At 69.7% G+C, this 25,925-nt stretch carries 20 protein-coding genes and 4 pseudogenes; 11 read left to right on the top strand and 13 right to left on the bottom strand.

Going from position 1 to position 25,925, the window contains the following annotated elements:
* On the bottom strand, window positions 1-2,643 hold the full coding sequence (locus IPF36_RS21050; protein ID WP_195429989.1) for an MMPL family transporter: 2,643 nt from the start codon (window positions 2,641-2,643) through the stop codon (window positions 1-3).
* 175 nt (window positions 2,644-2,818) lie between these two features.
* Here IPF36_RS21050 and IPF36_RS21045 point away from each other — a divergent pair, with 175 nt between their 5' ends.
* Window positions 2,819-3,451 (top strand): phospholipid-binding protein MlaC, encoded by a 633-nt coding sequence (locus IPF36_RS21045; protein WP_135703154.1) that lies wholly within the window; start codon window positions 2,819-2,821, stop codon window positions 3,449-3,451.
* Here the strand turns inward: IPF36_RS21045 and IPF36_RS21040 are convergent.
* The 4 genes and pseudogenes from IPF36_RS21040 to ispH form a co-directional block, all read right to left on the bottom strand.
* Window positions 3,448-3,785: pseudogene (locus IPF36_RS21040) on the bottom strand (hypothetical protein); the annotation flags it as partial. The gene IPF36_RS21045 and the pseudogene IPF36_RS21040 overlap by 4 nt on opposite strands.
* Before the next feature lie 37 nt (window positions 3,786-3,822).
* Window positions 3,823-4,114: pseudogene (locus IPF36_RS21035) on the bottom strand (ChbG/HpnK family deacetylase); the annotation flags it as partial.
* Window positions 4,115-4,214: 100 nt separating this feature from the next.
* A complete protein-coding gene (gene hpnH / locus IPF36_RS21030; RefSeq protein ID WP_133095862.1) occupies window positions 4,215-5,387 on the bottom strand; it encodes an adenosyl-hopene transferase HpnH in 1,173 nt (390 codons plus the stop codon).
* Window positions 5,388-5,408: 21 nt separating this feature from the next.
* A complete protein-coding gene (gene ispH, locus IPF36_RS21025) occupies window positions 5,409-6,434 on the bottom strand; it encodes a 4-hydroxy-3-methylbut-2-enyl diphosphate reductase (protein WP_195429987.1) in 1,026 nt (341 codons plus the stop codon).
* A 233-nt stretch (window positions 6,435-6,667) separates the two neighbouring features.
* Between ispH and hpnA the strand changes: the two genes are divergently transcribed.
* Window positions 6,668-7,672, top strand: a complete 1,005-nt coding sequence (gene hpnA, locus IPF36_RS21020; RefSeq protein WP_195429985.1) for a hopanoid-associated sugar epimerase — start codon at window positions 6,668-6,670, stop codon at window positions 7,670-7,672.
* 40 nt (window positions 7,673-7,712) lie between these two features.
* Here hpnA and IPF36_RS21015 read toward each other — a convergent pair whose 3' ends face one another.
* The 3 genes and pseudogenes from IPF36_RS21015 to IPF36_RS21005 all read right to left on the bottom strand — a co-directional run.
* The gene (locus IPF36_RS21015) at window positions 7,713-8,861 is read right to left on the bottom strand and encodes a glycosyltransferase (RefSeq protein ID WP_195429983.1); all 1,149 of its coding nucleotides are present in this window, start codon (window positions 8,859-8,861) and stop codon (window positions 7,713-7,715) included.
* 172 nt (window positions 8,862-9,033) lie between these two features.
* Complete coding sequence (locus IPF36_RS21010; protein ID WP_195429981.1) at window positions 9,034-10,413, bottom strand: amino acid permease; 1,380 nt, start codon at window positions 10,411-10,413, stop codon at window positions 9,034-9,036.
* Window positions 10,414-10,732: 319 nt separating this feature from the next.
* Window positions 10,733-10,945, bottom strand: a pseudogene (locus IPF36_RS21005) (quinonprotein alcohol dehydrogenase); the annotation flags it as partial.
* Window positions 10,946-10,949: 4 nt separating this feature from the next.
* Here IPF36_RS21005 and IPF36_RS21000 point away from each other — a divergent pair.
* Window positions 10,950-11,270: pseudogene (locus IPF36_RS21000) on the top strand (ankyrin repeat domain-containing protein); the annotation flags it as partial.
* Window positions 11,271-11,281: 11 nt separating this feature from the next.
* On the opposite strand, the gene IPF36_RS20995 reads toward IPF36_RS21000, so the two are convergent.
* Entirely contained in the window at window positions 11,282-12,346 is a 1,065-nt protein-coding gene (locus IPF36_RS20995; RefSeq protein WP_195429979.1) for a beta-propeller fold lactonase family protein, read from the bottom strand.
* Window positions 12,347-12,660: 314 nt separating this feature from the next.
* Between IPF36_RS20995 and IPF36_RS20990 the strand changes: the two genes are divergently transcribed.
* The 5 genes from IPF36_RS20990 to IPF36_RS20970 all read left to right on the top strand — a co-directional run bounded on the left by IPF36_RS20990 (window position 12,661) and on the right by IPF36_RS20970 (window position 17,244).
* Window positions 12,661-13,422: an NADPH-dependent F420 reductase gene (locus IPF36_RS20990; protein WP_195429976.1), complete on the top strand. Its 762-nt coding sequence runs from the start codon at window positions 12,661-12,663 to the stop codon at window positions 13,420-13,422.
* Between the two features lie 140 nt (window positions 13,423-13,562).
* Window positions 13,563-15,146 (top strand): DUF1800 domain-containing protein, encoded by a 1,584-nt coding sequence (locus tag IPF36_RS20985; protein ID WP_195429974.1) that lies wholly within the window; start codon window positions 13,563-13,565, stop codon window positions 15,144-15,146.
* Window positions 15,147-15,173: 27 nt separating this feature from the next.
* Window positions 15,174-16,508, top strand: a complete 1,335-nt coding sequence (locus IPF36_RS20980) for a DUF1501 domain-containing protein (protein ID WP_195429972.1) — start codon at window positions 15,174-15,176, stop codon at window positions 16,506-16,508.
* Between the two features lie 92 nt (window positions 16,509-16,600).
* A complete protein-coding gene (locus tag IPF36_RS20975) occupies window positions 16,601-16,843 on the top strand; it encodes an antitoxin (protein WP_133095853.1) in 243 nt (80 codons plus the stop codon).
* The gene (locus IPF36_RS20970) at window positions 16,843-17,244 is read left to right on the top strand and encodes a type II toxin-antitoxin system VapC family toxin (RefSeq protein ID WP_135703148.1); all 402 of its coding nucleotides are present in this window, start codon (window positions 16,843-16,845) and stop codon (window positions 17,242-17,244) included. The genes IPF36_RS20975 and IPF36_RS20970 overlap by 1 nt, the downstream gene beginning before the upstream one ends.
* A 17-nt stretch (window positions 17,245-17,261) precedes the next feature.
* On the opposite strand, the gene IPF36_RS20965 is transcribed toward IPF36_RS20970, so the two are convergent.
* Window positions 17,262-19,901, bottom strand: a complete 2,640-nt coding sequence (locus IPF36_RS20965; RefSeq protein WP_195429970.1) for a penicillin-binding protein 1A — start codon at window positions 19,899-19,901, stop codon at window positions 17,262-17,264.
* A gap of 318 nt (window positions 19,902-20,219) precedes the next feature.
* Here IPF36_RS20965 and IPF36_RS20960 point away from each other — a divergent pair, with 318 nt between their 5' ends.
* Window positions 20,220-21,290, top strand: coding sequence for a porin (locus tag IPF36_RS20960; protein ID WP_195429958.1), 1,071 nt, complete (start codon window positions 20,220-20,222; stop codon window positions 21,288-21,290).
* A 137-nt stretch (window positions 21,291-21,427) separates the two neighbouring features.
* Here the strand turns inward: IPF36_RS20960 and IPF36_RS20955 are convergent, their stop codons facing one another.
* Window positions 21,428-21,913 (bottom strand): DM13 domain-containing protein, encoded by a 486-nt coding sequence (locus IPF36_RS20955; protein ID WP_135703146.1) that lies wholly within the window; start codon window positions 21,911-21,913, stop codon window positions 21,428-21,430.
* A 139-nt stretch (window positions 21,914-22,052) separates the two neighbouring features.
* Between IPF36_RS20955 and IPF36_RS20950 the strand changes: the two genes are divergently transcribed.
* Both IPF36_RS20950 and IPF36_RS20945 read left to right on the top strand, forming a co-directional pair.
* Window positions 22,053-22,286: a CDP-diacylglycerol pyrophosphatase gene (locus IPF36_RS20950; RefSeq protein WP_195429955.1), complete on the top strand. Its 234-nt coding sequence runs from the start codon at window positions 22,053-22,055 to the stop codon at window positions 22,284-22,286.
* Entirely contained in the window at window positions 22,274-23,083 is an 810-nt protein-coding gene (locus IPF36_RS20945; protein WP_133095849.1) for a CDP-diacylglycerol diphosphatase, read from the top strand. The genes IPF36_RS20950 and IPF36_RS20945 overlap by 13 nt, the downstream gene beginning before the upstream one ends.
* A gap of 21 nt (window positions 23,084-23,104) precedes the next feature.
* Here the strand turns inward: IPF36_RS20945 and IPF36_RS20940 are convergent, their stop codons facing one another.
* Both IPF36_RS20940 and gltS read right to left on the bottom strand, forming a co-directional pair.
* The gene (locus tag IPF36_RS20940; RefSeq protein ID WP_195429953.1) at window positions 23,105-24,679 is read right to left on the bottom strand and encodes a TAXI family TRAP transporter solute-binding subunit; all 1,575 of its coding nucleotides are present in this window, start codon (window positions 24,677-24,679) and stop codon (window positions 23,105-23,107) included.
* A gap of 1 nt (window position 24,680) precedes the next feature.
* The gene (gene gltS, locus IPF36_RS20935; protein ID WP_133095847.1) at window positions 24,681-25,871 is read right to left on the bottom strand and encodes a sodium/glutamate symporter; all 1,191 of its coding nucleotides are present in this window, start codon (window positions 25,869-25,871) and stop codon (window positions 24,681-24,683) included.
* Window positions 25,872-25,925 lie beyond the last annotated feature (54 nt).

Genomic DNA, 25,925 nt, shown 5'->3' with positions numbered 1-25,925 from the left:
TCAGGGCGAAGGCGCGGCGGTTTTGTCGTGGCCGGGCTGCGCCTCTTCGCGCGGGCGGCCCATCAGGATCGGCTGGAAGAACACCGCGCCCACCAGCGTGCATACCAGTGCCAGCGCCAGCAGCTTGCCCATGCTGGCGGTGCCGGGATGGTGCGACAGCCACAGGCTGCCGAAGGCGGTGGCGGTGGTGGCGGCGCTGTACAGCACCGCATGCGTCAGGCTCGATTGCAGCAGCTTGGTCTTGCCGTGCCGCCAGGCGATCACGTAATAGATCTTGAAGGCCACGCCGATGCCCAGCAGCAGCGGCAGCGCGATCACGTTGGCAAAGTTCAGCGCAATGCCGAACAGCACGCACAGCTCCAGCGTGACGATGGCCGACACCAGCAGCGGCACCAGCGTGCGCAGCACGTCGCCGAAGCGGCGCAGCGTGATCCACAGCAGCAGCGTGATCGACAGCACCGCCCAGGCGCCGGCCTGCCCGAATGCCGTCATGATGGTGTTGGCCGAGCCGCGCACGGCGATGGGCCCGCCGGTGGCGGCAGGCTCGGCGCGCTGCACCGCGGCGATAAAGCGGTCCAGCGCGGCCTCTCGCTGCGCGCTGCCGGCCGGCGGCAACTTCGGGCTGATGGTGACCAGCGCGCGGCCATCGGGCGTGACCCAGTCGCGCACCAGTTCAGGCGGCAGTGTCTCGCGGCTGACCGGGCGCGGGCTGAGCGCGAGCCTGAGCCGGGCCAGCGCCAGCTGCAGCGGCAGCGCGATCGCGCGCTCGGCGCGGTCGCGCGTGGCCGCGTTGGCGCCGGCGAGTTTCTTCAGCGTGGCCGACAGGTGCGCGGCTTCGGCCGCGCCGGGGCCGGGATGCTCGTCGGCGGCGATGGCGAGCTGGCGCGCCGCGTTGCGCAGCGCATTGACGCGGGCGGTGTCGTTCGCGGGCGTGGCGGTGGGCTGCGTGAGCGCCGGCATCAGCGCGGCCGACGCCTGCGCGATCGCCTGCAGCTTGGGCGGCTGGTCTTCCGGGATAAAGCTCTGCAGCGTGACAGCGCGCGCCACCTCGGGCAGGGCCGCGAGCCGGGCGGCGCTGTCGCGCGCCGCCTGCAGCGACGGCGCCAGCACGCTCACGTTTTCGGTGCCGGCCTGCGGCGCGTCCTTCAGCGCCAGCAGCGTCGCCATCGATTCGGACTGCGGGTCCTTCAGGTGCAGCGGATCGAAATCGAAACGCAGGCCCGGCAGCAGCGGCGCGCCGGCGAGGATGGCCAGCAGCGTCACCAGCAGCACCGGCTTGCGGTAGCGCTCGAAGAACAGGTCCGCCGGCGCCAGCCAGGCAAAGCCGGGCGCCTCGGCTTCGCCGCCGGGCCGCAGCACGCAGACCAGCGCCGGCAGCAGCGTGAAGGTGGTGGCGAACGCGATCATCATGCCGACGCCGGCGATCAGGCCCAGCTCGGCCACGCCGCGGTAATCGGTCGGCAGGAAGCAGAAGAACGCCGCCGCGGTCGCGGCCGCGGCCAGCGCAAGCGGCGCGCCGACCGCGTGCGCGGCCATTCCCAGCGCCTCGACCGCGTGGTCGCGGTCATGGCGCTCGGCGCGGTAGCGCACCCCGAACTGGATGCCGAAGTCCACGCCGAGGCCGACGAACAGCACCGCGAACGCCACCGAGATCATGTTCAGCGCGCCCACCATGGCCAGTCCCAGCGCCGCAGTGATCACCAGCCCGGCGAACAGGCTTGCCAGCACGGCCACGATCAGCCGCGCCGAACGCAGCGCCAGCCACAGGATCAGCACCACCACCAGTACGGTCAGCATGCCGTTGAGCGCGGCGCCGTCGCTGACCGAGGCAAATTCATCGTCGGCGAGCGCCTGCGGGCCGGTCAGCCGCACCGTCGCCTGGTAGCGCTGCGCCAGCTGCAGGTCGGCGGCCGCCTGCCGGATCGCGCGCGAGGCCGCGGCGCCGGCCTGCAGGTCGCTGTAGTCGAGCACCGGGCTCACGGCGACGTAGCTGTAGGCATGGCCGCCGGGGCCGGGCTTGAGGCTGTCTTCGACCAGTCCGGCCCACGACAGCGCCGCGGGCCTGCCGGCCAGCACCTGGTCCAGTGCCTGTGCGCTGCTGCCGAGCAGCTTGGCCATGTCGCCAAGCTTGACCTGGCCCAACTGCAACGGCAGCGTCAGCGTGGTGGTGAGGGTATCGGAGAGGCCACGCAGCGTGGGGTCGTGCGCCAGCGCGCTGACCAGCGGGCGCGCCTGCACGAGTTGCTGCGACAGCTGGCGGACTTCGTCGGAACTGGCGAACAGCAGCCCGTTGCGTGCGAAGAACGCTCCCCCGCCAGGCTGGACGACGGCGGTGAAGCGCGCCGGCTGGCGGCGCAATGCCTCGGCCAGCGCATCGGCGGCGGCATCTGCCAGCTCCGCGGCTGGCGCCTGGACCACCGCCAGGAGCAGCTGGCCGCGCTGCGGGAAGGCGGCATTGATGGCGGCATTGCGCTGTGCCCACGGCGCGTCCGATTCGAGCAGGCGGCCGATGTCGGTGTTGATCGCGAAGTTGTGCGCGACGTAGACGCCGCTCGCAGCGCTCAGCAATGCCGCCAGCATGATGACCCGCCAGGGCCAGGCCGTGGCGAGCCGGACGATGCGTGTCAGCAGCGTAGTCAGCATGGGCGGATCCGGAAGGAGCACGAACCGCGAGTATATCGGCTGGCGGCGTGGCATATGCGGCATACGGGGCGGAGCAGCGCAGGAGTGTTCCGCTTATACTGGCCGCACACTTGCCAACCGCGCCTGACAGCCATGCGCCACACGCGCGGCCACCCTGTCCTTCCTGCACGAGATCATGAAGAGTTACGGTTTGCTCCCCCTGGTGCCGCTTGCGGCGGTGGTCATGGTTGCAACGGCGCACGCCCAGGCGGTCCAGCCCGGCGCCAGCCCCGAGAAGCTGGTGCAGACGGCGGTCGAAGGCGTGGTCGGCACGATCCAGTCCAACCCCGACACGCGCGCCGGCGACCTCGCCAAGATCACCGCGGTCGTGCGCAAGCAATTCCTGCCTTATGCCGATTTCCGGCGCACCACGCGGCTGGCGGTCGGCAGCGCCTGGCGCAGCGCGACGCCCGAGCAGCAGAAGCAGCTCTACGAGCAGTTCGAGACGCTGCTGGTGCGCAGCTACGCCGTATCGCTGGCGCAGCTGCGCGAGCAGAACGTCAAGTTCCGCTACCAGCCGTCCAAAGCCGGCAGCGACGCCTCCGACGTGGTGGTGCAGACGCGCGTGATCAACAATGCCGACGAGATGCAGATCGACTACCGGCTGCAGCGCACCGCCGCCGGCTGGCGCATCTATGACATCAACATGATGGGCGCGTGGCTGATCGAGGTGTATCGCAAGCAGTTCGCCGATATCGTCGCGCGCGGCGGCGTGGACGGACTGGTGAGCTACCTGACCACGCACAACGCCCGGCAGAACGCCGACTAGGCTTTTCCCGCCTCGCGCGCGCGGCTGCGGCGCCAGCGCCGCAGCTCCACCCACTGCCACGACAGCAGCGCCGGCACGCCGAACAGCACCTCGCGCGCGCGCTTGACCAGCGCCAGCGCCAGCCGACCTGCGCATCCATCCCCAGCGCCTGCCCCAGCAGCATCACCACCGCTTCCTGCACGCCGAGCCCCACTGGCACGAAGAACGCGACGTTGCGCGCGGCCTGCGTCAGCGCCTCGATCGCCAGCGCATGCCAGAACTGCACCGGGTGGCCCAGCAGCATCAGCGCAAACCACACTTCCAGCGTGCCGGTGACCAGCCCCGCGAGCTGCCACAACACGGCGCTCACCAGTTCGTTGTGGCGGCGGTTGCAGGATCAGGGCCAGCACGGTCGGGTGCAGGTGGAAATGCTTGTGCGTGTTGACATGGTCCAGCGGCAGCCCGGTCGCGGCGAAGGCGTCGAACTGCGCGCGGATCTCGGCGGCCAGCTGGCGCCGCACATGCGGCAGGAAGAAGAAGCGGCAGCCGTCCAGCGCCATGGCCGAGCCGAAGCGGCCCTGCGCATCGACCAGCGCCGGGATCCGCGCGCGGCAGCGTGGCGGGCCCGTCAGCCAATACCACGTGCAGGCTCACGCGCAATGACGGCAGCCGGCGCGCGCGCTTCGACGGCGCGCCACCGACGCCGCGGCCAGCGCAAGCCCGCCGACACGCAGGTCAGCGCAGCGCCGGTCAGGCTGGCGGCGAGCATGGCACGGTTCCGGGATCAGTGCGTGGCTGCGCCTTCGGCCTTGGCCGCCTGCCGGCCCTGATTGGCGGGCGGCTTCGCGCGCTGGATTTCCTCGAGCTTGATCTCGACGTGGCGCGAGAATACGTACTCCGCCGGCCGCTGCCGGTCCAGCGCAATATCGGGCGCCATCGGCCCGCTGGTGCGCACCCCGCGCAGGCTCACGCCCAGCGCCTTGAGCGGGTGGGCGAAGGTATCCGCCACCGCGGTGGCCTCGTAGCCGCTGTGCACCATGCAGTCGGCGCACTTCTCGTAGTTGCCGGTGCCGTAGGCGTCCCAGTCGGTCTCGTCCATCAGCTCGCGGAAGGTCTTGGCATAGCCCTCGCCGACCAGGTAGCACGGCCGCTGCCAGCCGAACACCGTGCGCGCCGGGTTGCCCCACGGCGTGCAATGGTAAGTCTGGTTGCCCGCCAGGAAGTCCAGGAACAGCGTCGACTGGCTGAAGGCCCAGTTCTTGCCCGCGCGGCCGCGGCCGAGGATGTCGCGGAACAGTTGCCGGGTCTTGCCGCGGTTCAGGAAATGCTGCTGGTCGGGCGCGCGCTCATAGGCATAGCCCGGCGACACGGTGATGCCGTCCACCCCCAGCGCCTTGACCGAGTCGAAGAAACTGGCCACGCGCTCGGGCTCGGCATCGTTGAACAGCGTGCAGTTGATATTGACGCGGAAGCCGCGTTCCTTGGCCTGCCGGATCGCCGCCACCGCGCGGTCGTAGACGCCTTCCTGGCACACCGAGCGGTCGTGCATCTCGCGGTCGCCGTCCAGGTGCACCGACCAGATGAAATAAGGGCTGGGCTGGTACTGGTCCAGCTTCTTCTCCATCAGCAGCGCGTTGGTGCACAGGTAGACAAAGCGGCGCCGGGCGATGATGCCCTGCACGATCTCCGGCATGTCCTTGTGCAACAGCGGTTCGCCGCCGGCGATCGAGACCACCGGCGCGCCGCATTCGTCGACCGCGTCCAGGCATTCCTGCACCGACAGGCGCTGGTTCAGGATGGGATCGGGGTAGTCGATCTTGCCGCAGCCCGAGCAGGCCAGGTTGCAGCGGAACAGCGGCTCTAGCATCAGCGCGAGCGGATACCGTTTTTGCCGCGACAGATGCTTGCCGACGATGTAGGCGCCCACGCGGGCAACCTGCAGGAGCGGGATGGCCAAGGCAGCTTCCTCTGGTTGGGTTCAGCCGGCGATATTCTCGCTGGTGCCGGCAGCGGCAGGCGCGGTGTCGGCTTCGGCGCGGGCGGCGGCCTTGCCAGCCTTGCGCGGCACGGCGGATGGCCTGACCTCGGCCAGTTCGGCGGGCAGGCGGAATTCGGCATGCTCCTCGCGCCCTGCCATGGTGGTGACCTCGACCGGGCCCAGCTTGCGCAACGCGGCGATCACGTCCTCGACCATTTCCTCGGGCGCCGAGGCGCCGGCGGTGATGCCGACCACGTTGGCGTCGCGCACCCAGGCCGGGTCCAGCTCGCTGCCGTCGGCGATCAGGTAGCTGGGCACGCCGCTTTCGGTGCCGATCTCGCGCAGGCGGTTGGAGTTGGAGCTGTTGGTCGCGCCGATCACCAGGATGACGTCGGCCAGCTTGCACAGGTCGCGCACGGCGCTCTGGCGGTTTTGCGTGGCGTAGCAGATGTCGCGCGTATCGGGGCCGACCAGGTTGCTGAAGCGGCGGGCCAGCGCGGCGATGATATTGCGGGTGTCGTCAACGCTCAGCGTGGTCTGCGTGACGTAGGCCACCGGCGTTTCGGGCGGCAGGTCCAGCTGCTCGACCTCGGCCTCGTTCTGCACCAGGATCACCTTGCCCGGGATCTGGCCCATGGTGCCTTCCACCTCGGGATGGCCGGCATGGCCGATCAGGATCACGGTGCGGCCGCTGGCAGCGTACTGGCGGCCCTGGGTATGGACCTTGATCACCAGCGGGCAGGTGGCGTCGATGGCATGCAGCTGGCGCTGGCTGGCATCGGCGACGACCGCGCGGGAAACGCCGTGCGCGCTGAAGATGGTCACGGCGCCGGTCGGAACTTCGTCGAGTTCTTCGACAAAACGCGCGCCTTTTTCTTTCAACCCCTCTACTACGTGCTTGTTATGCACAATCTCATGCCGCACGAACACCGGCGCGCCGTGCTTGACGAGGGCGCGGTCGACGATCTCGATCGCGCGCACCACGCCGGCACAGAAGCCGCGGGGCTGAGCCAGAATCACCTGCATAAAGTAGACCCCCAGACCCTTTGCAACGGGTTTCAGCAATTGGGATGGCCGGATTTGCGATCCACAGGCCGGCGCCGCACCGGAGATTCATCAGGATCACATTTCCGTCGCACGATGGTTACTATATACCCGACACGCGCGCTTTGTCTGGCAGCCTCGCGACCCGGCGGGCCGGACGGCGAGCGCGGCCCGCCGCCTTTGCGGCGCTTGTACCACACCGGGAAAACGGCTTTATGACGAGAAACGATGACGTGCTGGTGACAGGAGCCTCGGGTTTCCTCGGGTCGGCGATAGTGCGGCAGGCCCTGGCGCAGGGTTTCAGCGTGCGCGTGCTGGTGCGCCCGCAGAGCCCGCGCACCAACCTGGCCGGCCTGCCGGTGACGGTGGCCGAGGGCGACATGCGCGACGCCGCCGCCGTGGCCGCCGCGCTGCAGGGCGTGCGCTACCTGTTCCACGTTGCCGCCGATTACCGGCTGTGGGCGCCCGATCCGGAGGATATCGTGCGCACCAACGTCGATGGCACGCTGGCGGTAATGGAAGCCGCGCAGCGCGCCGGCGTCGAGCGCGTGGTCTATACCAGCAGCGTTGCCACGCTGCGCGTCGCCGGCGCGCAGGCGCCGGTGGACGAGACCGCGCCGATGCACCCGCACGAGGCCATCGGCGCCTACAAGCGCAGCAAGGTGCTGGCCGAGCGCGTGGTCGAACGGCTGGTGGCCGAGCATGGCCTGCCCGCGGTGATCGTCAACCCGTCGACGCCGATCGGGCCGCGCGACGTCCGGCCCACGCCGACCGGCCGCATCATCGTCGAGGCGGCGACCGGCAAGATCCCGGCCTTCGTAGATACCGGGCTGAACCTGGCGCATGTGGACGACGTCGCCGAGGGCCATTTCCTGGCACTGGAGCGCGGCCGCACCGGCGAGCGCTACATCCTCGGCGGTGACGACGTGATGCTGCAGCAGATGCTGCGCGATATCGCCGAGCTGTGCGGCCGGCGTCCGCCCACCATGCAACTGCCGCGCTGGCCGCTGTATCCGCTGGCGCGTGCGGCGGAAGCGGCGGCGCGGGTGACCGGTAAGGAGCCGCTCATTACCGTCGACGGGCTCAATATGTCGCGCTACCGGATGTTCTTCACGTCGGCCAAGGCGCGCCAGCAGTTGGGCTATGCGCCGCGCGCTTACCGCGAAGGGCTGCGCGATGCGCTGGCATGGTTCCGCACGCAGGGATATCTTGGCAAATGAGCGGCAGGTGAGCGGCAGGTGAGCGGGTGAGTGCTGCGCCTCAGGACCGCACCGGCGCCTGTGCCCGCCCCTTCCACTGCCCGCCGCGGCGCAGCCAGTAGCGCCGCGCCGAGTCGATGGTGGCGCCGAGGTAGAACAGCGCCGTCACCGGCAGCAGCGGCGCCAGCCATGCCGGCTGGCGGTACTCGCGCAGCATCGGCAGGTAGGCAAACGCCATCGCGCCCCATGCCAGCCACGCCGGCCACAGCCGCCAGCCGCCGGCCAGCGCCAGCAGCGGCGGCGCCAGGTAGGTCAGGGCCATGCCGGCCACCGCGCCCGCCAGCAGCAGCGGCGAATAGCGCAACTGCGTATAGGCGCTGCGCGCGATCATGTCCCACAGGCTGCGCCAGTCGTCATAGGGACGCAGCGACAGGCTGTCGTCGGCCAGGTCCAGCCGGATCGCGCCGCCGGGCTTGATGCGCGCCGCCAGGCTGCAGTCGTCGATCAGCTCGCCGCGGATCGCGGCAAAGCCGCCGATGCGCGCCAGCGCCGCGCGCCGGGCCAGCATGCAGCCGCCCGCCGCCGCGGCCACGCGCGAGCGCGGGTCGCGCACGCGCGCGAACGGGTAGAGCTTGGCAAAGAAAAAGACAAACGCGGGCACGACCAGCCGCTCCCACGCCGATTCGCAGCGCAGCCGCACCATCAGCGAGACCAGGTCGCGCCGCTCGTGCTCCGCGCGCGCCACCAGCGATGCCAGCACGCCGGGGCCATGCCAGATGTCGGCATCGGTCAGCCAGACATAGCGGGCGCGCGCAGCGATGCGGTCGGCTTCGGCCAGCCCCTCGGACTGGGCCCAGACCTTGCCGCTCCAGCCGGGCGGCAGCTCGCGCGCGCCGGACACCGCAAGCGCTTGCGGACGCGCGGTCGTCGCGGCAGCGGCGCGGGCGAGATCGGCGGTGCCGTCCTGGCTGTGGTCATCGACCACCACCAGCGAGAGCTGCCCCGGATAGCGCTGGCCGAGCACGCCCGCGACCGCGCGCGCGATCACCGCGGACTCGTCGCGGGCCGGGATGATGGCGACCACGTCCGGCCATTGCGCCGGCGCCGGTGCGGCGGCCGGCTTGTGCACGCGCCAGAAGCCGGCGCGCAGCCACAGCAGCCCGCACCAGATCGCCAGCGTCAGCAGCGACAGCGCCAGCGCGATATCCATGGCGATTTCAGCAAGTGGCGCGCCGGCACGCCTTGGCGGCGAGGCGGCGTGGTTGGCGCGGTGCGGCGCAGGTGTCAGGCGTCTCGGACATTCGGCCCCCTGGCAATGGATTGCCCGGGGCCATTGTAGCGAGGTGCGCTGTCACGCGCACCTCGCGCGCACTCGCGCTCGTTCAGGCGCGGTAGCTGACCGGCCCGCGCGAGCGCATGTCCAGCGCGTAGTAGCAGATTGTCAGCAGCACCAGCCAGCCCGGGCCCACGTACAGCGCCACGCGCGTTTCCGGGAAGTAGGCCATCAGCGCCACCACCAGCGCCAGGAACGCCAGCGCGATGTATGAACCATACGGCCAGAACGGCATGCGGAAGGCCAGCGCCTTGCGCTCGGCCGCCGACAGGCCGCGGCGGAAGTTGATCTGCGTGACCAGGATGATGGCCCAGGTCCAGACCGCGCCGAAGGTGGAGATCGCGGTCACCCAGACGAACACCTTTTCCGGCACCAGGTAGTTGAGCAGCACGCCGAACAGCAGCGCGGCGATCGACACCAGCAGCGCGCGGCGCGGCACGCCGTTGCGGTCTACCCTGGCGAAGGCCGCCGGCGCCTGGCCCTGCAGCGCCAGGTTGTACAGCATGCGCCCGGTGCTGAAGATGCCGCCGTTGCACGACGACAGCGCCGCGGTCAGCACCACGAAGTTGATGATGCCGGCGGCGGTCTTGATGCCCAGGCGCTCGAAGGTCAGCACGAACGGGCTGCCCTGCGCGCCGATCTCGCTCCACGGGTACAGCGACAGGATCACGAACAGCGCGCCCACGTAGAAGATCAGGATGCGCCAGAACACCGAGTTGATCGCGTCCGGGATCGACTTCTTCGGGTTGCGCGCCTCGCCGGCGGTCAGGCCGATCATCTCCACGCCCAGGTAGGCAAACATCACCATCTGCAGCGACATCAGCACGCCCGAGGCGCCATTGGGCATGAAGCCGCCATGCGCCCACAGGTTGGAGATGCCGGTGGCGACGCCGCCGTTGCCGAAGCCGAACACGATCATCGCGCCGCCGCCGAACAGCATCAGCACGATGGTGACGATCTTGATCATGGCGAACCAGAACTCGAACTCGCCGTAGGCCTTGACCGCCATCAGGTTGACCGAGCCCATCGCGGCCAGCGCGGCCAGCGCCCAGATCCAGCGCGGCACGTCGGGGAACCACATGCCCATGTAGATGGCCACCGCGGTGATCTCCGCCACGCAGGTCACCAGCCACAGGAACCAGTAGTTCCAGCCGGTCAGGTAGCCCGCCAGCGGGCCCATGTGGTCCTGCGCGTAGCGGCAGAAGGAGCCGGCCACGGGGTTGTGCACGGCCATCTCGCCCAGCGCGCGCATGATCAGGAAGATCATCGCGCCGCCGATCAGGTAGGCCAGCATGATGGCGGGGCCGGCCATCTTGATGGCGCTGCCGGCGCCCAGGAACAGGCCCACGCCGATGGCCGAACCCAGCGCCATCAGGCGGATGTGGCGTTCGCCCAGGCCGCGTTGCAGATGCTCTGCGCTTGCACTCATGTCTCGTTGTCTCCGTGTGATCAGAATGGCCGCGCCGGCCCTTGTGGGGCTGGCGGGGAGCGGCATATCTTCGCGTTCGCTACGGGCCTGCGCCGAGCCGGCAATACGCCACACCGCGCAATCCGCGTGCGCCGGTGAGGTAGCCGCCGTCAGGAAATGTCCAACAAGAGGCCTGGCCGCAAACGGAAAATAGCGGGCAGGTTAATAAGATCACGGGGGAATTTGTTGCTGAATTGCCGTAAAAATTTAAGAAAAATTGCTATGCCTGCTGTGGTAAATGCTTGTTGCGCAACACCGTGTCGGTACGTTGCACGGCGTTGGGCGCCCATTCCACGCAGCCGTTTGCGCCCGGCAGCATGCGCGCGCCTTGCGGGGTGGGCAGGGTCCACATGTTCTCCTGCGGGATCATCGCCTGCGAATAGCGGATCAGGCGGCCATCGCGGCGATCATGCACGTAGACGTGCCCGGTCTTGCCGCCGTGGATGACGCCCGGGGTCATCTGGCCCTTTTCATCGCGCACGTCGACCAGGATGGCCGCCGAACTGAACGCCACCGACCGCGTCAGCAAGACCGCCATGATCTATGCAGCGGGAGAGGGTCGCACGGTGGTGGTGAAGCAGTTGCTGGACGCCGGCGTCGACAGCAACGCGCGCTATGCGCATGGGCTGACGGCACTGATGTGGGCGGCCGGCTATGACAAGAGCGAGGTCGTGCAACTGCTGATTGCACGTGGCGCCGATGCCTCGTTGCGCGATGACCGTGGGCTGACCGCACGCGAGATTGCCGAGCAGGCTGGCGCGAAGAACGTGGTGTCGATCCTGTCGGGCAGCCCTACCGCGGCGGCGCCGGTGAAATGACGCCGCGCCGCTTACGGCGAATCGATCGAACCCACGCTTTTCGGAAAGGTCACGATGCCCCAGCTCAGCGGCAGCCCGTCGAACTGCTTCACCGGCTTGTAGGTGCGCGCGTCGAAGACCAGGACCGCATTGGAGCGGCCGCACGCCACCAGCAGCCGCGCATCGTCCGGCGTGAAGCTGAAATGCCAGCAGCGCTTGCCGACCGGGATCTCGGTCAGTAGTGCGAAGGTCTGCGCATCGAACACCTGCAGGGAGTCGGCGCGCGACGCGGCGACGAACAGCCGCGCGCCGGCGCGATCGAACGCCACGCCGTAGGGACCGGTGCGCGTCGGCACGGTGCGCTGCACGCGGAAGTCCGTGGCGTCGAGCACCACGAAGGCGTTGGTGTTTTCCAGCGTCACCACGTAGCGGGCGCCGTCGGGGCTTGCCTTGATCCCGCGCGGGCGCGAGCCGGCCGGCATCGGCAGCAGCTTCACTTGCCTGCCGCTGGCTTTTTCGTAGACCGTGACGGTGTCGTCGCCTTCGTTGGTGACCAGCAGCAGCTTGCCATCGCGCGAGAACTCGATCCCTTCGGTTTCCAGCCCGCTGCGGATGGTCCGGCTCACACGCCAGTCTTTCAGGTCGATCACGGCGATTTTAGCCGGCAGCGGCTTGTCGTCAGTGCCCTTGCCCTTTGCGGGCGGCGTCGGCGCGGCGCCGGGCGGGCCGGAGCGCTCGCCCGGTTCGAACGTGACGAAGGCCTGGTCGCCCGCCATGCGCACGAACTCCGGGTTCTGCCCGATCGGCACGCGCCGGACCGGCTGGCCGGTGGCCAGTTCGATCACCGACACGTCGCCGGTGTCCTTGTTGGCCGCCAGCAGGTATTTGCCATCGGCGGTCACGCCCAGCCCGCGCGGGCCCTTGCCACCCGCCGGCAGACTGGCGACGGCTTCGAGCCGCTCCAGGTCGATGACTGCGATACCGCCGCCTTCGGTCGATACGTAGGCCTGCGCCGCGTGGGCTACGAGCGGGCACGCCAGCGCAAGCAAGGCGGCCGCGAAGCTGCATGGCGTACGGCGTAACAGATGCGAGAGCATGGCGATTCCTCCTCGCCGTCGGTGACTGTCTGGATTGGCGGGAAAAGCCTGTGGCTCGATGCAAGCCTGGCAACGGGGTCGGGCGTGGACCATGGGGGTCCCCTTTCCCCTCTCGCGCCGCATCGCGCGGGCGGCTGTAACGCAGACTTCGTGGCGTGGCGCAAATGCTACCTAATCTAGTCCAGCGCGCAGGCAGTGCCAAGCGCGATGGCCCGGCAAGCCATTTTTTCGCCTAGAGTTCGTTGGGCGGCCGGTGTGCGGCAGGAGATGCGCATGGTGGCCGCGCGGGCAAGCAATCATCCTGGGAGCGCGCGATGCAAGAGCCGGCCAATGTCTTCAATCCCGAACGTCGCCGCATGCTGCGAACGGGGGCAATGGCCATGGTGGCGCTGAGCTTGCCGCCGTTGAGCGCCTGTGCCCGGAAGCCGGCTGCCGCCAGCGACGCGGGTCCGGGGCGCATCGGCGTGATCGGCTCCGGGCGCATTGGCGGCACCATCGGCGGCCTCTGGGTCAAGGCGGGGCACCCGGTCCTGTTCTCGTCGCGGCATCCTGAAGCGCTCAAGCCGCTGGTCGACGGCCTTGGCCCGCTGGCGCGGGCGGGAACGGTCGCCGAGGCAATCGCCTTTGCCGACGTGCTGTTTCTCGCCACCCCGTACAGCGCCTTGCCGCAGCTAAGCCAGGAGAATGCCGGGGCATGGTCGGGCAAGATCGTGCTGGATGCCACCAATGCCTTCGCCCAGCGCGACGGCGCGATTGCCGACGAAGCGCAGCGCAACGGCATTGGCATCACCACGGCGAAATACCTGCGCGGCGCGCGCGTGGTGAGGGCGTTCAACTTCATGGGCGCGACCAACTTTGCCAATGAACATCACCGGCCCGGCGGCCTGATCGCCGTGCCGATCGCCGGTGACGACGAGGCGGCGCTGCAGGTGGCGGCGCGGCTGGTGCGCGACGCGGGGTTCGAGCCGGTGGTGGTGGGGCCGCTGGCCAGCGCGGACAGGTTCGCGCCAGGCGGACCCCTGTTTCGGCAGATCGGCACGGCCGAAGAATTCCGCAGGAAGATGAGCGGGCAATAGGGCTGGTCGCCGCGACCTTACCGCGCGCACGTACCGATCAGCGCTGCCGATCGTGCAAGGCAGCCGCCCGCCAAGCGCCCATGTCAACGGAAACGCGCTTGCCCCGTAACATTGACAGTGGGCATGACAAGGAGGCGGGCATGGATGCGGCGCAACAGGCGGGACATGGCAGGATGCCGCGGCGGCTGGCCGCCTGGCGCGCCGGCGCAGCGGTGGTGCTGGCCGCCTGCGCAGGCGCCTGTGCCCAGATGCCGGACGCCGGCAGCGACAGCGCGACCGACCTGCGCTGGCTCAATACCGTCAGCTTCGGCGCCGACCAGGCCAGCCTGGCCGAGCTGCGCCGACTGGGACGCACAGCCTATCTGGAGCGCCAGCTCGCCATGCCGCTGGCGGATCCGCCCGAACTTGGGGCCGCCATCGCCGCGCTGCCGGCCCTGCAAGGCGACCCCGGCACGCCGCTGCTGGCTGCGCGGCAGGCGCGCGAGCGCATCGACGCGCTGGCCGACGCAGACAGCAAGCAGCAGGCCCGCCAGGCCCTGAACGAAAAAGGCCGCGAGCTGGTGGCCGATACCGCGCGGCGCCACCTGCTGCGGGCGCTGTACTCGCCGGCGCAACTGCGCGAGCAGATGACGTGGTTCTGGATGAACCACTTCAATGTCTATTCGGGCAAGGGGCAGGTGCGCTGGCTGCTGCCCGACTATGAGGAACGCGCGATCCGCCCCCATGCCCTGGGCCGCTTCCGGGACCTGCTGATGGCCACCGTCACCGCGCCGGCGATGCTGCTCTACCTCGACAACGCGCAAAGCAGCGCCAACCGCATCAACGAGAACTACGCGCGCGAGCTGATGGAGTTGCATACGCTGGGCGTGGCGGGCGGCCCCAGCGGCTCGCGCTACACCCAGCAGGACGTGCAGGAACTGGCGCGCGTGCTGACCGGCGTCGGCGTCAACCTGCGCGGCACGCCGCCGCGGCTGCCGCCCGCGCGCGCGGCGCTGTACCGCAGCGACGGCGCGTTCGAGTTCAATCCGGCGCGGCATGACTTCGGCGCCAAGACGCTGCTGGGCCAGCGCATCGAGCCGGCCGGGTTTGCCGAGGTCGAGCGCGCGGTGGCGATCCTGTCGCGCGAGCCGGCCACGGCGCGATTTATCAGTGCCAGGCTGGCCGCTTATTTCATCGCCGACAACCCGCCGCCCGCACTGGTCGACCGCATGGCCCAGACCTTCGCGCACACCGATGGCAATATCGCCGCGGTGCTGCGCACCATGCTGCTGGCGCCCGAGCTGGACCGGCTGCCGGCTTCTTCCCCGCGCAAGTTCAAGGATCCGGTGGTCTACGTGGTGTCGTCGCTGCGGCTGGCCTACGAAGGCCGGCCGGTCGCCAACCTGCGCCCGGTGCTGAACTGGCCGAACCAGCTGGGCGAGCCGCTGTATGGCCATGTGACACCCGACGGCTATCCCGCGGCGGAGAGCGCCTGGGCCAGTTCCGGGCAGATGGTGCGGCGCTTCGAGATTGCGCGCGCAATCGGCTCGGGACCGGCCGGATTGTTCGCCGGCGATGCGGGCACGCCGCGCGGGGCGCGCTTCCCGGTGATCGGCAACAAGCTCTACTACGACGGCATCGAAGCCACGCTTGGCCCGGCAACGCGCGCGGCGCTGGCGCAGGCGGCCTCGCAGGCGGAGTGGAATACCGTGCTGCTCAGCTCGCCCGAATGGATGCAGCGCTGACGCGCACGGGAAAGGAAGGAGCTCGCCATGCGACGCAGACAATGGCTCGGCACGATGGGCGCCACCGCGCTGGCGTGGGCGCTGCCCGCCACGGTGTCGCGCGTCTACGCGCTGCCGGCGCAGGCCGACGCCCGCTTCCTGCTGGTGTTCCTGCGCGGCGGCTATGACGCCGCCAGCGTGCTGGTGCCGGCCGGCAGCGACTTCTATTACGCGGCGCGCCCCAATATCGCGATCCGGCGACCGCCCGCCGCCGGAGCGGACCCCGACCCCGGCGCCGCCGTCGCGCTGGCGCCGGCCTTTGCCGCCGACAGCGCCGCGCGCGGCATCGGCGGCTGGGCGATGCACCCGGCACTGGCGCCGGCCATGCTGCCGCTGTGGCAGCGCGGGCAGCTGGCCTTCGTGCCGTTTGCCGGCACGCATGACTTGTCGCGCAGCCACTTCGAGACGCAGGACACCATCGAGGCAGGGCTGCCGGGCGCGGGCGACGATCCACGCGACCACAACCGCAGCCAGCTCGCCGCGCTGCGCGGCAGCGGCTTTCTCAACCGCCTGGCGCAGGCGATGGGCGGCCAGGCCGCGCCGGTGGCCTTCACCGATGGCCTGCCACTGGTGCTGGCGGGGCCGCGCGGCGTGCCCAACGTCTCGCTCAAGGGCAGCGGCCGCACCCCGTTCGACGCGCGCCAGGAACAGATGCTGGCGCAGATGTACCGCGGCACGCGCTTCGAGTCGCTGATCGACGAAGGCTTCGAGCTGCGCCAGGCGGTTGCGCGACAGGCCGAGGCGGCCGCAGGGGACATGGCAGGTGGCAGCAACATGGCCGCGCGCCAGCAGGAGATGCAGGCCGCCAACCGCCGCTCGCTCAGCGCGCGCGGCTTCGAAATCGAGGCGCGGCGCATGGCGGGGCTGATGCGCGAGCGCTTCAACCTCGGCTTTATCGACGTCGGCGGCTGGGATACCCACGTCAACCAGGGCGCGGCGCAGGGCCAGCTCGCCGGCCTGCTCGACAACCTCGGCCGCGGCCTGTCGGCCTTCGCCGACGGTATGGGGCCGGCGTGGGGCAATACCACGGTGGTGGTGCTGTCGGAGTTCGGCCGCACGTTCCGCGAGAACGGCACCCGCGGCACCGACCATGGCCATGGCACCGTCTATTGGGTGGCCGGCGGCGCGGTGCGCGGCGGGCGCATCGCGGGCGAGCAGGTCGCGGTGGAGCGCGCGGCGCTGAACCAGGACCGGGACTGGCCGGTGCGCAATGAGTATCGGGCGGTGCTGGGCGGGCTGCTCCAGCGGTTGTACGGCTTGGATGCGGGGCGGCTGGAACAGGTGTTTCCAGGGGGGCGGGCCGGTGATCTGGGACTGATTTGAGTCGTCGACGAGGCACTGCGGCGATTTGAGCCGGCTCTCATTGCAGTACCCCGGCATTTGGCATATGCTTTGGCATATGCGAAGGAGGTTCCATGACGACAACCGACGAAATCCGCCATGTCAGGCTGTTCCGCAACGGTCGCAACCAGGCAATCCGCATCCCGCGCGAGTTCGAGCTGCCCGGGGACGAGGCCATTCTTCGCCGCGAAGGCAACCACCTCATCATTGAGCCGGTCGCGGCCACGCCGTTGCGGGCGCTGCTGTCGCAATGGGAGCCGATCGACGACGATTGGCCGACGATCGACGACTTGCCAGCCGAGGACGTCAATCTCTGATGGCCTTGTTCCTGCTCGACACCAATATCATTTCCGACGCCATTCGCAATACTCGTGGGGCTTGCGCGGCCCGGATCGAAGCGACCGACCCCGATAGTCTCTGCACATCGATCATCGTCGCGGCCGAATTGCGCTTCGGCGCAGCAAAGAATGGCTCATCGGCGCTCAGCCAGCGTGTCGGCCAGGCACTGGCCGGCCTGCGCGTCCTGCCCCTCGGCGGTGACGCGGATCACTGCTACGGCGAGTTGCGTGCAGCACTGGAGCGCAAGGGCACAGTCATCGGAGCCAATGACATGCTGATTGCCGCGCATGCGCTCTCGCTTGGGGCTGTTTTGGTCACCGACAACATGGGTGAATTTTCCCGCGTGAACGGACTGCGCTGCGAGAACTGGATGGCGTAAGCCCGCCAGTGCCTGCTTTAGCCGGGCGCGACGCTGCTCTGGTTATTGCTTTCCGGCGTCACCGGTGCCGGCGGTATTGGCGCTGCGGGTACGGGCGCAGCCGGCGCCGGCCGCCCGGCCGGATACGCAGGCGCCGCAGGCGCATTGGAGCCTGCTGGATCGGGCGGCGGGGCAGGCGGCGTCGCGGGCGTGACCGGTGCCTGCGATGCCGCTGGTGCCTGCGCTGGACTTGCCTCAAAACCCGGCGGCACCGCCATCACTGTTTCCCCCTGATCCAGCGCCAGGCTGGACTCTTCCCCGCCACTGCCCCCACCGCTCCCCGGCGCTGAGGCCGACGCCATCGGCGTGCTCGCCGGCGGCGCCACATCCGCCTCGGGCGCCGGCAGCGCCGGACGGCGCGGCGCCGGGCGCGGCGCGGTGGCGTCGTTGGCCTTGTCGCGGCTGAACAACTGGGCCCACCAGCCGCGCACCTGGTTGCCGAGCGAGGCGAACACATGGGTTTCCTCGTACTCGGCAAAGCGGGCGCTACCGTCGATGATGCGGCCGCGCAGCGCGCGCTGGTAGAAGTCGCCGACCATCGGCAGCGCGCTGTGCGCGCCCTGGCCCCAGTAGTCGCTGCGCAGCGTGACGCGGCTGTCGTTGAAGCCGACCCAGGCGCCGGCGACCAGCTCCGGGTGCATCATGATGAACCAGCCGTCGGCATTGTCCTGCGTGGTGCCGGTCTTGCCGGCCACGTCGGCGCGGATACCGAAGCGCGAGCGGATGCCGGCGCCGGTGCCGCGGTCGATCACGTCGCGCATCACGTCGAGCAGGGTCTGCGTGGTGGCGTGGGGCAGGGCGTGCTCGGCGCGCGCCGGGCGGAATACCTGCAGCACATTGCCGTTGCGGTCTTCGATCCGTGTGACCATGGTCGGCGCGATGTAGTTGCCGGCGTTGGCGATGGTGCCGTAGGCGGCCACCATTTCCTTGAGCGTGACCGGGCTGGTGCCCAGCGCCAGCGACGGCACCTCCTCGAGCCGGCTTTCGCGCACGCCCATCTCGCGCGCCAGCCGCGCCACGCGCGCCGGGCCTACCTGCTGCATCAGCTGCGCAGTGATGGTGTTGCGCGAATAGACCAGGCCGTCGCGCAGGCTCATCGCGCGCCCGGTAGGGCGGCCCTCGTCGGACGGGCGCCAGATCTCGCCGCCGGCCAGCTCGATCTCGACCGGCTGGTCCATCAGCGTGTCGTCCGGCGACTTGCCTTCCTCGAACGCCGCGCCGTAGACGAAGGGCTTGAAGGTCGAGCCCGGCTGGCGGCGCGCCTGCTGCACGTGGTCGAAGGCGTCCTGGGTGTAATCGCGGCTGCCGACCCAGGCGCGGATCTCGCCGTTGCGCGGATCGATGGCGAGGAAGCCCGCCTGGATCCGCGTCTTCTGCTGGTGCAGCGCGCGCATGAAGGTGCCATTGGCCAGCAGCTGTTTCATCGCGTCTTCCGGCGGCGTGCCGGCGGCGGTGGCGGCTCGGTATTCCGGCGACTCGCGCACGAAGGCCTGCACCAGCGCGCGGTCCGCGGCCCAGCCCGCGCGCGGCGCCCAGGCGGCGTTGGCGATCGCCTGCAGGCGGTTGCCCTGCTGCGCCACCGCCTGCGTGGCCATGGCCTGCAGGCGCGCGTCGATGGTGGTGCGCACCACCAGGCCGTCGGCGTAGATGTCGTAGCCGTTGCGGTCGGCCCAGCCGATCAGCCACTTGCGCAGCTGCTGCGCGAAATGCGGCGCGGGGCCGGGCGGCTCGGTCTGGCGCTCGAAGTCGATGCGCAGCGGACGGCGTTTGAGCTGCTCATAGCGGGCCGCGTCGAGCTTGCCGCGCTTGACCATCTGCCCCAGCACGATATTGCGCCGGTCCAGCGCGCGCTCGGGGTTCAGCACCGGGTTGTAGTAGCTGTTGCCCTTGAGCATGCCGATCAGCGTGGCGCTCTGCAGCACATCGAGCGAGCGCGCCGGCTTGTCGAAGTACGTGCGCGCGGCCATCTCGATGCCGAACGCGTTGTACAGGAACGGCACCGTGTTCAGGTAGGTCTCGAGGATTTCGTCCTTGGTGTACAGGGCCTCGATCTTGAACGCGGTGATCGCTTCCTTGAGCTTGCGCGTCAGCGTGGGCGCGCGGCCGATCTCGTCGGGATAGAGGTTGCGCGCCAGCTGCTGAGTGATGGTCGAGCCGCCCTGGCGGTCGCCCGAGAAGGTATGCACCGCGGCCGAGGCAAGGCGGCGCCAGTCGAGCCCGTGGTGCTCATAGAAGCGGTGGTCTTCGGTCGAGATCAGCGCCGCCACCACGTTGGGCGAGATCTGCTTCAGCGGCACCCAGTCGCGGTTGGCCCACTTGAAGAGCGCCAGCTCCTTGCCGTCGGCCGACAGCACCTGCGCCGGCTGCTCGGACTTGGCCTTGCGGATGTCGCTGATGCCCGGTGTGAATGGCACCAGCACCAGCATGTACAGCAGCAAGGCTGCCGGCGCCGCGGCCATGCCGACCAGCACGCCGCGGCGCGTGGGTCGCAGCGAGCCGGGCCGGGTCAGGCCCAGGCGCGCGCTGCGCGCGCACAGGCCGGACAGGCGTTGCTGGATCGAGGCGGGGAGCGGAGCCTGCAGCGAGGCAAGCCGGGTCTTGATCTCTGCCAGCTTCATGACGCGAAGCTGTCGAGGCAAAGGCACATGGCGGCACGGGGCACTGGCATTACCGTCGTCGGAAAAGCCTGCATCCTACCAAAACGATCCCCTTGCTTACAGGGAAAACCCCCATTCGGGTGCTATTCGGCACATTGTGCTGAGTACTACTCGTCACAACGCTTTCATATTGCGCCAGCACAATGCGCCGGCCGCACATGTGCGGACGTGCGTCGCCGCCGGGTCTTGCGCGGCCAGCCAGCTCAGGCCGGGATGGCCGACCGGCCCCGGTCGGTCCGGCGCGGTGTCATGGAATCACCATAAAACAGAGAAATCACAGTGAAGAAAGCTCTCCTTGCAATGGCGGCAGCAGTGGCCGCTACCGCGGTATCCGGGGTGGCCTCGGCCCAGTCCGCATCGAACGTAACGCTGTACGGCATCGCCGATGCCGGCCTCGAAGTCATCAGCCACGTGCCTGGCACCAACGGTGCCCAGGGCACGACCACCCGCCTGAACTCGGGCAACCTGTCCGGCTCGCGCTGGGGCGTGCGCGGCACCGAAGACCTGGGCGACGGCCTGAAGGGCATCTTCGTGCTGGAAAGCGGTTTCGATATCGATACCGGCACCTCCGGGCAGGGCAACCGCCTGTTCGGCCGCCAGGCCTACGTGGGCCTGCAGGGCGGCTTCGGCGCCGTCACGCTGGGCCGCCAGCAGAACGCGCTGTACGACCTGTTCGGCGCCTTCGACCCGATGGGCGTGGGCCCGCGCTACTCGCTCAACAGCGTCGACTCGGCCTTTAACGGCCGCGCCGACAACGCCATCAAGTACACCGGCAAGTTCGGCGGCCTGACCGCCACCGGCTTCTACAGCTTCGGCCGCGACAACAACGGCGAAGTGCCGGGCGAACCCAAGGTGGCGCGCAACTTCGGCGGCGGGCTGTCATATGCCGCCGGCGGCTTCACGGTCGGTGCCGCCTACGACCAGTACCAGGGCGCCACCGTGGCGCTGCAGGACCGCAGCGCCAAGCGCGCCGCGGTGGGCACCGCCTATGCCTTCGGCGACGCCAAGGTGTTCGCCGGCTACCGCTGGCTGAAGGACGATGGCGTCTCCAGCGCCACCGCCGCCGCGACCCGCAGCAACGTCTACTGGGCTGGCGCGCAGTACCGCTTCACGCCCGCCTTCCTGGTGACCGGCGCCGCCTATTACAACGACACCCGCAGCAGCGATGCCGATCCGTGGATGTTCGTGCTGTCGGCCGACTATTCGCTGTCCAGGCGCACCGACGTGTACCTGAACGTGGGCTACGCCAAGAACAAGAACGGCTCGGCCCTGGGCCTGAATGGCGTGGGCACCGTGGTCGCGGGCGAGAACCAGACCGGCGCCACCATCGGCATGCGTCACCGCTTCTGATCACCGCCGCCTGATGCCCGCCCGCGATGGCGCTGCGGCGCCGCGCACGGGCGGGCGCGTGATGTTCATATCGACACCTTGCCTGTGCGGGGTTCGTTGGGCCGGTTCCTCGATCGGCCCTTTTTTTCTTGCGCGGCCTACCGGTAGGCCGCGGCACTGATGAATTGCCCGAACCGCTCGCACCAGATCACTACCGCACGGTGCTGGCCGGGATCGACGCCATCCGGCAACGCGACGGTGAAATTGCCGAAGGTCTTCAACGGCGCAACCTGCACCGCGCGGTCCTTGATCGCAAGGAAAGCGGCCTTGGTGTCGACGAACTCCGGCACCAGGTAGATCCGGTAGTCCGGTCCCGGCGCCACGCTGCCTTCGAAGGCAATGGCGCGGTCCGACACATGCAGCCGTCCGCTGGCCCAGTGGAATGCGTCACTGCCGGCCAGGTCCTTGCGGAAGGCGCCGGAAAAGGCCGCCTGCCGCGACACCTCCTGTAACTGCCCGATACTCGCCCCCGCCTGCTCGGTCAGGATCGGCAGCACATAGATCCCGGCCGCGAAGCCGGCCGCCAGCATGGCGAGATGCGTCAGCGCGAGGATTGCGATCTTGCGAGGTGACTTGATCGTCATGTCTGGCTCCGGTTTCCGGCGAGGGGACATCGGTTGGTCGTGGCCGGTGCGGCTTCCTGACAGCAAGTTACAGCCGCAGTCATCAAAGCAACACAGGAATGTGGTTATGATTTGGCGTCCTCATGACGAGAAGCTGCCTATGACACGCCACGTCACGATCCGTACCATCCGTACGGGCGCGCTGCAGACGGCCCGCTACCAGGCCCAGGTCTACCCGACCACCGACGCCGAAGCCCTGCCGCTGCTGGCCACACCCTGGAGCGAACGCGAGGCCGAGGTCTTCCGCGACGCCCAGTTCTGGGCCCAGCGCCACGCCTATATCGTGTCCAACCCGCGGGTAGGGACGTACTACGGCATTCCATGCCGGCGCTGACCCCGGCACGCCGGCGCGGCGCGCTGGCGTTGGCGGCGGCAATGATGCTGGCGGGCTGCACCGCCGAGAACGTGGTCGGCGTCCTGTCCGGCGGGCGCGATGGCCTGTGGCGCAACGTGCAGCAGCGCTGCCTGGCGCCGCCGCAGCCGCAGCATGCCGATTGCGCCAGCGTCGACCGAGCCCGCGGGCTGGTGCTGTACAAGGACGCGATCGGCGTGTCGCACTACCTGGTGATCCCGGCACGGACAGTGACGGGCGTGGAGGATCGCAAGGCGTGGGACGGCACCGGTGCCAACGCCTGGGCCTTCGGCTGGGACGAGCGCGGCATGGTCGGGCAGGCGCTGGGCAAGCCCGTGCCGGACGACATGCTGGGGCTGGCGGTCAATTCCCGCACCTCGCGCAGCCAGGACCAGCTCCATATCCATCTCGATTGCATCAGCGCCGCGGCGCGCGCCTTCGTCAATGGCGCGAGCGGGCCGATCGGCACCGAGTGGACTTCGCTGCGATTCGACGGCAAGCCGGTGCGGGCCAGGTTTATCCCGGCTGCCACGCCGGTCCTGTCGGCCGACCCGTTCGCGCTGGTCGGGGGCAGGGCTGACGATCCCGGCGCCAGCGCCGCCGCGGTGCCGCCGCCCGACCGGGGCATATTCCTGACCTATGGCCAGGACCGGCAAGGCCGCCCTGGCTTCTTCCTGGTGGACCAGCCGGTCCACGCGGCGGGTGGCAGCAATGGCCACGCGAGCGATTTTCTCGACCGGCGCTGCCGGCTGGCGGCGGAGTTGCCGGCGGCAGGGTAGCGCGAGCGGCGGCTTCCGGGGTTAGCGGGCGGCCGGCCTGGATGCGGTGGCAGCCGGTGCCGACGCGGGTGCCGGTGCCTGAGTGGCCGGTCCTCCGGACCGCTGCGCTGGCGTGCCCGCCGCCAGGCCGTCCAGCACCTTTGCTGCCGCCAGGTGCTGCGGAATCACCAGCCCTTCGCGCGCCGTGGCCACGTTGATCTGCCCGCCCTGGGCGCTGCCGCGCGCGACGAAGTCGCGGCCATGCCGGTACACCAGCCGCGTCAGGTCGGCCACCTCGGTATCCGACAGGTCGGGTCCGGTCACCAGGATCGCCGCGGTGGCGATGGTGCGCACCGGCTCGCGCAGGCCGGGGTACGTGCCGGGTGCGATGCTGGCGCGGAAATACCCCGCCTTCTGCCCGACCATCGCCGCGATAGCGCGCTCGTCCAGTGGCAGCAGTCGCAACGGCAGTTCGCTCAGCGCATCGCGGATGCTGTCGGACGGCACGCCGATCACCTGCATCACGGCATCCACCTGGTTCTGGCGCAGTGCCACCAGCGCCGCGCCCAGGCCCACTTCCTCGGCCTTGAAATCCTTCTCGGCCAGCCCGTGTGCGGCCAGCACGCGCAGCACCGTGCCGCGCGAGGCCGAGCCGCTTTCGCCCACCGCAATGCGCTTGCCGCGCAGGTCGGACACCGAGCGTGCCGGATCGCCGTCGCGCACGAGCACGTGCACCGGTTCCGGGTACAGGCTGCCGACGGCGCGCAGCGACGCGTGCGGCCCGTCTTCGGCAAAGGCGCCCTTGCCCTCGTAGGCATCGAGCGCGGCATCGCCCTGCGCCATGGCCGCCGAGACCTTGCCGGCGCGCAGCAGGCGCAGGTTCTCTTCGCCGCCGCGAGTGACCAGCGCGATGGCGCGCACGCGCGCGCCGTCCACCAGCGCGCGCACGAAGCGCAGGTACTGGCCATGCTCGGCGCCGGCGGCAATGGCGTAGCCCTCGTCCACGCGTGCCAGCCGGGCGCGGATATTGGCGTGCGCGGTGGTCAGTTCCTGCTCGATCACCGCGCGCTGCGCCGGCGAGGCGTCCTTCTGCACAGCCTCGACCACCTTGCGCATCGCATCCAGGATCGCCGCCGGACCAGTGGGCGCGTTGGTGGCCACGGCCGGCGCCTCGGCGGGGCGATAGCCGGCGGGCTGCACGCTGACCCAGCGCTCGCCGTCGCGCCGGTACAGTGCGGTGCCGTGCGCGCGCAGCACGTCGCCCGCCTTGTTGCCGCCGCTGGTGATCCCGGTGATCCCGCGCGGCCCCGCGCCCAGCGCCGAGATCAGCCCGGCCACGCCGGGCGAATCCCACGCGCCGAAGTCGTAGTCGCGCAGCAGCTTCAGTTCCGCATCGAAGTACACCACGCGCCGGGTTTCGCCGGCCGGTGCCTTGGTATCGGACTGCGAGCCGCGCCGGTCGACGTCGACCAGCTGCACGGTGCCCGGCGGCAGCGCCTGCGCCAGGCGCTCGTTGAGATTGGCGCGGATGCCGTCGGCGTTCGGGCCGCCGCCGCAGCCGCCCAGCCACAGGCTGGCCAGCAGCGCAAAGAGGAAGGCAAGGCAGGCGCGGCGCATGTCAGCCTCCGATCAGCGGCAAGGCCAGCAACATGGTCAGCACGAACGCGTTCATCAGGTCGACAAAGAACGCGCCGGCCAGCGGCGTGATCAGGTAGCTGGTGGGCGCCGGCCCGTAGCGCGCGGTGATCGCGCGCATGTTGGCCATGGCGGTCGCCGTGGAACCCATGTTGAAGCCGATGAACGCGGCCGAGGTGACCGCCGCCTCGTAGTCGCCGCCCATGAAGCGGAAGCAGACGAACACCACGTAGAGGATGATGAACACGACCTGCATCGCGATGATCAGCAGGAACGGGCCGGCCGACAGCGCCACCTCGGCCAGGTCCAGCGCCATCATGGTCATCACCAGGAACAGCGACAGGCAGACGTTGGTGATCAGGTCGGTGGCGCGGTCGTCGAAGCGCAGGCCGATGAATGGCAGCAGATTGCGGATCGCGATGCCGAGCATCATGCACCACAGGAAGCCGGGGATGGTGATCGGGCCCGCCGGCATCTGCGCCGCGATCCAGCGCCCGCCGATCACGGCGGCCAGCATGCCGGCCAGCGCGGCGAGCGCGCCGACCGTGGTGATCGGCGACGCGGCGGCGGCTTCCTCCTCGGTGTCGCCGACCTCGCGCGCGGTCGAGCGCAGCTTGTAGCGCGAAATCAGGTACTGCGCCACGGGACCGCCGATGATGCCGCCGACGACCAGGCCGATGGTCGCCACCGTCATCGACAGGTCCATCACCGCCTGCAGGTTGTTGACCTCGGCGAAGCGCTCGGCATAGGCGGCCCCGGTGCCATGGCCGCCCACCAGCGTGATGGAGCCGCTCACCAGCCCGAAGATCGGGTGCAGGTCGAGTGTCCTGGCCATGGCCACGCCGACGGCGTTCTGCACCACGATATAGGGCAGCAGGATGATCAGGAAGATCACCAGCGCCCTGCCGCCCCGCTTGAGCATGCGCAGGTCGGCGCCAAGGCCGACGCCGCCGAAGAACATCAGCAGCAGCACCGGCTTCATGCCGGGATCGATGACCACGCGGAAATTCGCCGCCGCCGCTGCCACCGACGCGACGATGGCGAACAGCAGCCCGCCGGTGACGGGGTCGGGGATGTTGTAGCGCGACAGGATGCCGACGCTGCGGTTGACCAGGGTGCCGATCAGCAGCACCACCACGGCAGTCAGCAATGAAGCCAGCAGGTCGAGATTCATCGGGGGCGTCCTGGCGGTAAGTCCTGCGGTGGGGCGCCGCTGGCCGTGCCGGTG

This window comes from Cupriavidus sp. IK-TO18, from assembly GCF_015549295.1.
In the GTDB taxonomy this organism is placed as follows: domain Bacteria; phylum Pseudomonadota; class Gammaproteobacteria; order Burkholderiales; family Burkholderiaceae; genus Cupriavidus; species Cupriavidus oxalaticus_A.
Note: the sequence above shows the minus strand (reverse complement) of the source record. Positions and strands in the feature narration are given on the sequence as shown.